Genomic DNA, 6234 nt, shown 5'->3' on the forward strand with positions numbered 1-6234 from the left:
GGCGAGATTTGAATTGCACCCCCTCACTTAATTAATGAGTTTACGACATTCCAGCCCATATATCGCTCATCTCAGAAGACTTGTTTCCGCATCTGATTGAAAAACGAGTTCTTCGCTGTAAGCTGTAGACAACAAGCAGACTCAACGAGCGAAAAATGAGCGAAAAATGAGCGAAAAATCTAAATCAGTCACCGTTAGCACCTGGGGAGACTACCTAATTGGCTATGAGCGGGTTCTGGATTATCTGAAGGAGGCACAAAAAGAAAGCCCCAAAGTGGTAGCGTTGAAGAAAGATAGCAAAGCTAAGGGGTCTTACATCACCCTCCAATTCAAACTGGGTGACAAACCATTCAACAAGTCCTGTGGGTGCAATCTGACGATGCAGGGTGTCTCCGACGCTCTGAAGAAAGCGCATCTAGTCGCTACCGCGCTAGAATCACTTTCTAGCGAGACAGAGTTCTGGAGTTGGTACGACGATGTAATCTTAGGAAAGAACGTCGTCAGGAATGACCTAATAACGTTTGGTGAGGCGATCGCAAAAGTAGAAGCCGGATACTGGGACGGATACACTAAAAAGCGTCAGAAGCGAGACAAAGAAAATGCTTCGCATCTATCTATCTGGTATGACGCATACGGGCAATATTACAAGCTGCTACCGCAAGATACAATAGTAAACCTCACCGACGTAATGTCAGTTATTAACAGCAAGAAAACAGGTAGTAAAACTCGTCAGACCTGTTTGTCCGTGATGAAAAAACTTGCCGAAACTATTGGCGACTCTCGACTGCGTGAGGAGTTAAGCAATATTGACGGCAAGCAAACCATTTATCGTGATGACTTGCAAGCTGTATCAATTGAGGATTTCTTGCAACTACGCAACGACGTACTAAATATTCCCGCCAATGACAAGCGATACCATTTAGAATCTCGAAAAGCTTGGTTATGGGTGTTCTCAATGCAGATAGTGTACGGTCTGCGAGTGCATGAAGTGTTTGCCATTCAGAACGTAAACCAACCGTTTAAAACCAAAGATGGTGCTACTATCCCCGCATTGAGTGACCCTATAAACACAAAAATGATTGCCGTAGTAGGGGATAAAACTGCACTGAATACCACAACCAAAACAGGCTACCGCTTGACTATTCCGTTGTTACCCCCTACTCACGCTAACTTGATAGAGCAACTAGAAATCAAGTCAGCCAAACTGCCGGAACTCAACCTGGTTTCAACTAACCCTAATACAATAGTCGGAAAATACAACAAATCGGCTCGTGACCGCTTAGAAAGTTGGAGCAAGTTTACCCAGACTCACGCATTACGACACCTGAGTAATCTTAATGGAATGATGAGCGGGATAAGTCTTGAAACTCGCGCTATGAGCTTAGGTCATAGCCCAACAATGAATGACACAGTTTATAAAAGACGACAGACTACCCAGACCACTATTGACTTACTAACCAAGTCAGACAACCAAGCTATTCCACTAAACTCTGCTATCAAGGTGCTTAAACAACTAGGGGCTGACGCTAAAATGATTGCTTATACGGCTAGCATCTACAGCGTCAGCCCTGACAAAATCACCGAACTGTTAACCGACATCTAACCTCTACATCGGCTATTGGGCGCTATGAAATAAAAAACCCTAGGGGCAACCTACGAAGACGGGATTTGACACTCCCCAACCTAAAGGTGTGGGGATTCTTAATTCATCGACTGACCTTTAAGCGCCATGTCCTTGCGGCAGTTCTTAAACCTTTCAACCGTACAATAGTACAAATTGACGAGCCTAACTCACAGCAACCCCAGAGGGTCTATCTCCAAAAGCGTACTAGGATACAAGCCTAGAGTTTGGGTATGCCCTACCCTACTTAACAAATCAAGAAAGTTCTTTGTTTTTACTGGTAAAAAGGATGCGTTGACCCTTTAGCTGTTTTAAGAGTTTTCGCTGCTCTGCGTCCCCCGGTTTATACCTAAAAGTGTGTCTTAACTGTTTCACGATGGTAAAGGAGTTTAACCTTGACTATTATAGTATACTATACTTCTTTCTAGTTTACGCAATTTTTTAGGAATAGATCCTAGAAATTAAAGCTGTCCTAAAAGGACGGGGTTTTCAACCCAGTTTTCTGATAAATCTTAACATTAGGGGCAGTTATGCTTTTTTTTGTTAAACTGATAAACAAAATTATCGAAAAACGTTAATCGGGATTAGCTGATATTCTAAAAATGTCAAGGCATAAGTCTTAGAAAGCCAAGCCCGTAATGAGATTTGAACTCATGACTTCCTCCTTACCAAGGAGGTACTCTACCACTGAGTTATACGGGCGTAAAAAATTAAAAACTTCCCATTAAAAAATTTAATTGTTGATTTTTAACTTTTATGTGAATTGTGGTGGGCCGGGCTGGATTTGAACCAGCGTAGGCGTAGCCAGCGGATTTACAGTCCGCCCCCATTAACCGCTCGGGCACCGACCCATTTGTACCCACAGTTAAACATCCTAGCAGATTCTTCTTTTTTTGCAACATGACATTTAAAACTCTAATCATTCAAGACTGAACACATAAGTCATGTCGCGTCCGATCGATTACCATAACAAAAACAGTTCGCGCCTGTAAGTCCTCCGCCGGAAAGCGGACTGAAGTCCGCACTACGAACGGAAAGCTGACTGAAGTCCGCACTACGAACGGAAAGCTGACTGAAGTCCGCACTACGAACCTTACAAGAAACAGGTTACAAGGAATATTTTGCTAAAAAACAGGTTTCTGGCCACCTGTGTGTCTAGGATTCTTATAGCACCGGAAGTCTGGGTTCAGTGGGAATTCCTAATTTACTAATTCGCCAGTTTCTTGCAGGGAGTGCAGGCGGCGGTAAATGCCTTTTTGGTTCAAGAGTTCGTCGTGGCTGCCAACTTCGACGATTTTACCGCCGTCGAGTACGACGATCGCATCGGCTTCGCGAATTGTACTCAGGCGGTGGGCGATAATTATGGTGGTGCGCGTACCGAGGATGTTCTGCATAGCTAGCTGGATCGATCGCTCTGACTCATAATCCAAACTAGAAGTAGCTTCATCAAAGATTAACACGTCCGGATCCACTAACAGCGCCCTAGCAATGCCTAACCGCTGTCGCTGACCGCCAGATAACCGCATTCCCCGTTCCCCGACAACGGTATAGTAACCTTGGGGCAACAAGTTCACAAACTCATCAACTCTGGCGATGCGACAAGCTTCTTCAACCTGGGCGAAAGTTGCTTTCGGGTTGCCGTATGTCAAATTATCCAGCAAACTACCGTTAAACACGTCTACTTCTTGGTGGACAATGGCTAAACGCTTGCGGTAGCCAGTGACATTTAAACTGGAAATATCCTCGCCGTCGATCAGAATGCGGCCGGAGTTAGGCTCAAAATATCGAAACAGCAGTTTCACTAATGTTGATTTCCCGGAACCCGATCGCCCGACTAATGCTATGGTTTGACGGGGATGAATCAATAAATTGATATCCTGCAAAACTGGCTTTTCGCGATCGTACCCGAATGTCAGCCCGCAAAACTCAATTTTCCCGCTAAATCTATAAGACGAAGCAGATACAGCATTTTCAGTTGCTAAATTCACCGCATCAATACCGTCTGGTAACTGCATAAACTCGTGGAAGCGGATCATTGAAGAATAGCGGCGGGCAAATAATTCGGCGATAATACTAATCGGGCGCAGTTGCGAATAGGCCATACTTGCCAAGGTGTAAACCGTAACAAAATATCCCAGAGATATTTTACCTGCGACTGTTGCTGCTAGACTAAAACCGAGAACTGAAAACAGGCAAAGCTGGACGATTGCTTGTCGGTATGTCCCCAGGATGACGTATCCTTTGTGAATGCGTTGAATTACAACTTTCAACTCGCGATCGAGTCTGGTTGTTTGCTTTTTTAGTTCGTTTGTTTCAGTGGCAAAAGCTTTGACTGTTTTGATGTTTGTAATAATTTCTGAGTTGCGACTTTCGGTATCTTCGATGTATTCATCCAGAATTTCTTCGCGCCGAGTCAGCCCTTGGAGGCCTTTGAGGGTGAAACTGAGGATAAATACGAAGGAAATTGAAATTAATAAGCCGATGCGCCATTCAATTAACCAAATAACTGCAAAGATGCCGATTAAGCGGACGACTTCTGGGATGAATTCAGCGGCAATTTCTGGGTATGTCCAAGTATGGTTGGCGATGCCTTTGGCGATGCGACTGGAAATCCGACCGGCGTTGTTTTCGTCGTAGAATTCTAAGGGTAAGGTGAGCATTTTGCCGATCGCTCCTTTCATCCAATCCCGCCTTGCTCTCAAGGGTACTACCCAATGGAACCAATTTCCCATCCAAAGTTCTATGGGTGCTTTGACGACTGTTACCACAAAAATCAAGCCCAGCAAGACGGATAGCGATAATATCTTGCTGGGTGACTGCTGGGTAAGTGAGGCGATCGCTGCGATCGATTTTTGCGTTACTGTATCTGGAGGTCGATCGGACAATACGTTTAATAGTTGTCCGATCGCGTATGGTACAGCTAAATCCGCGATCGCAAACAGGCTGGATGCACCGATGCTGAGAACTGAGATTTGACTGTAGCGGGTGTAGTATTTAAGGATGTCCCGAAAACTTGCCATAAATTTTTGTTGCGATACAACCCTTGCAAACACTTGAGTCTGATAACTGCGCGCGATGGCGCTTGAATTACAAGTATACTACAAAAGTAATTATTCGGGGAAATCGATCGGGAAAATCTGAAGCAGCTCAGCTCGTTTAGGAGTGCGATCGCAGATTTGGGATAAATATTATGGGGAAGGGGCGATCGAATGAAGCAGATCGATCGCCCGCGATGATATTTTAAGCGTTGATGCAGGAACAGAAAACCACGGACTAACGCAGATTAACGCAGATAGTTTCAAGAAGAGCGATCGAATTAATCCAATGCTGAACTTAGTTGGAGTGTCGCAGAAGTCCTTGTACTGGTACTTTTGGGCAGTAATTGATTGAGGGCGCCACACAAGTATTTTTTCACGGTATCCCTGCTTGCACCCACCCCACTCGGAATGGTAAAGATCATCTCTACATTTAACAGGTTGCCATCCTGTGAGGCAAATACATCGATCGGCAAAGCACGCTGAAATGCGGTTGCGGGATTTTCCGCTTTCATGGTACCCATACTTACATCAGTGCTAACAGTCTTGATGCCCTCGCGAGCTAAAATGGGTCGCAATTGGGAAAATGCTTTTTCTACCGTTAACCCTTCAACCTGAACGCGCGCAGAAAATGCAGCGCCATTGAAAAAGTCTCCCTTTTTTTGGAAGCTTTCCTCGCAGGTGGTAGCAAAAGCAGGGGTGGCTAAACACAGAAGAGCTACGGTTAAGACAGTCGATCGCATATTAACTAAGTTACGAGTTTGAAACCGTTATCAAGACCAGGATAAGCACCGTACAACTGTTTGGCAAGTGCTATCTGAGGGCAAAAAAATACAGAAGACAGAATTTGCTTAAATTCTGTCTTCTGACAAAAGCTTTCTAATTTTTAGGTTTGAGCAGTCTGTTAGCTGAAGGCGTAGGCTGATTGCAGCGCCCACCAGATTAAGACGGCGATGCCTCCAGCAATGACGATCGCTGAAATGGCGATCGCGATCGGGCTGTCAGCTCCCTTGAACTTCATGATTCCGCGATTTAAGTCTGACATGAGCAGTGTTCTCCCACAATTGCAGCTTGATTGTAGCTTTGCCCTCGGCGGATCGCGGTCAAAAGCACTGCAATTACTGATTTTTTTAACAATCTGCTTGCTGCAATTTCAGGCGGGGTGAGGCATTCGGGTGCGCCCCAGCGAGTTTATGAAAAAAACTTACAAAAAACACTTGACAAATTCCGAGCAGTGAGGCAATATTATTAATACCGCAGCAAATGCGGGTGTAGCTCAGTGGTAGAGCGTCACCTTGCCAAGGTGAATGTCGCGCGTTCGAATCGCGTCACCCGCTTTTAAAAATCAAGAAAACCAGGAAGACTAAGCCGGAAAGTATAGCGAGAAGATATCGCATATACTCCTAACGGTTGTTGAAAACACCTAAGTTAGTGGTAAAATTGATTGGATAACTGGCAAGTCACAATAGCCGATCGGGCGGGCGATCGGTATGCCTCTAATCATTAATTTATTGGACAAGACTGGACAATGCGTACATGGCGATCCATAATACTAATATGGCAAAGTACGTGAAACCA

Annotated in this window: 4 protein-coding genes and 3 tRNA genes; 2 read left to right on the forward strand and 5 right to left on the reverse strand. The window is 44.8% G+C overall.

Translation table 11 applies throughout. From position 1 onward, the window contains the following. The first annotated feature begins 166 nt into the window (after positions 1-166). Positions 167-1603: a hypothetical protein gene (locus JGK16_RS22445; protein WP_293185451.1), complete on the forward strand. Its 1437-nt coding sequence runs from the start codon at positions 167-169 to the stop codon at positions 1601-1603. Positions 1604-2251: 648 nt separating this feature from the next. Here JGK16_RS22445 and JGK16_RS22450 read toward each other — a convergent pair. The 5 genes from JGK16_RS22450 to JGK16_RS22470 all read right to left on the reverse strand — a co-directional run bounded on the left by JGK16_RS22450 (position 2252) and on the right by JGK16_RS22470 (position 5701). Beyond that, positions 2252-2323: transfer RNA gene (locus JGK16_RS22450), tRNA-Thr, on the reverse strand. 64 nt (positions 2324-2387) lie between these two features. Further along, positions 2388-2472, reverse strand: a tRNA-Tyr gene (locus JGK16_RS22455). A 348-nt stretch (positions 2473-2820) separates the two neighbouring features. Then, positions 2821-4641: an ABC transporter ATP-binding protein gene (locus tag JGK16_RS22460; protein WP_293192609.1), complete on the reverse strand. Its 1821-nt coding sequence runs from the start codon at positions 4639-4641 to the stop codon at positions 2821-2823. Positions 4642-4937: 296 nt separating this feature from the next. Next, positions 4938-5399, reverse strand: a complete 462-nt coding sequence (locus JGK16_RS22465) for a hypothetical protein (protein WP_293185448.1) — start codon at positions 5397-5399, stop codon at positions 4938-4940. 161 nt (positions 5400-5560) lie between these two features. Then, positions 5561-5701, reverse strand: a complete 141-nt coding sequence (locus tag JGK16_RS22470; RefSeq protein ID WP_293185447.1) for a hypothetical protein — start codon at positions 5699-5701, stop codon at positions 5561-5563. Between the two features lie 220 nt (positions 5702-5921). Here JGK16_RS22470 and JGK16_RS22475 point away from each other — a divergent pair. Then, positions 5922-5993, forward strand: a tRNA-Gly gene (locus tag JGK16_RS22475). Positions 5994-6234: the final 241 nt, after the last annotated feature.

The organism is Microcoleus sp. PH2017_09_SFU_O_A, from assembly GCF_020738625.1.
Classification (GTDB): domain Bacteria; phylum Cyanobacteriota; class Cyanobacteriia; order Cyanobacteriales; family Microcoleaceae; genus Microcoleus.

What these genes read in the sequence shown, in the direction of transcription:
- JGK16_RS22470 (WP_293185447.1), bottom strand. Translation starts at nt 5,701, where the DNA reads ATGTCAGACTTAAATCGCGGAATCATGAAGTTCAAGGGAGCTGACAGC.
- JGK16_RS22460 (WP_293192609.1), bottom strand. Translation starts at nt 4,641, where the DNA reads ATGGCAAGTTTTCGGGACATCCTTAAATACTACACCCGCTACAGTCAA.
- JGK16_RS22445 (WP_293185451.1), top strand. Translation starts at nt 167, where the DNA reads ATGAGCGAAAAATCTAAATCAGTCACCGTTAGCACCTGGGGAGACTAC.
- JGK16_RS22465 (WP_293185448.1), bottom strand. Translation starts at nt 5,399, where the DNA reads ATGCGATCGACTGTCTTAACCGTAGCTCTTCTGTGTTTAGCCACCCCT.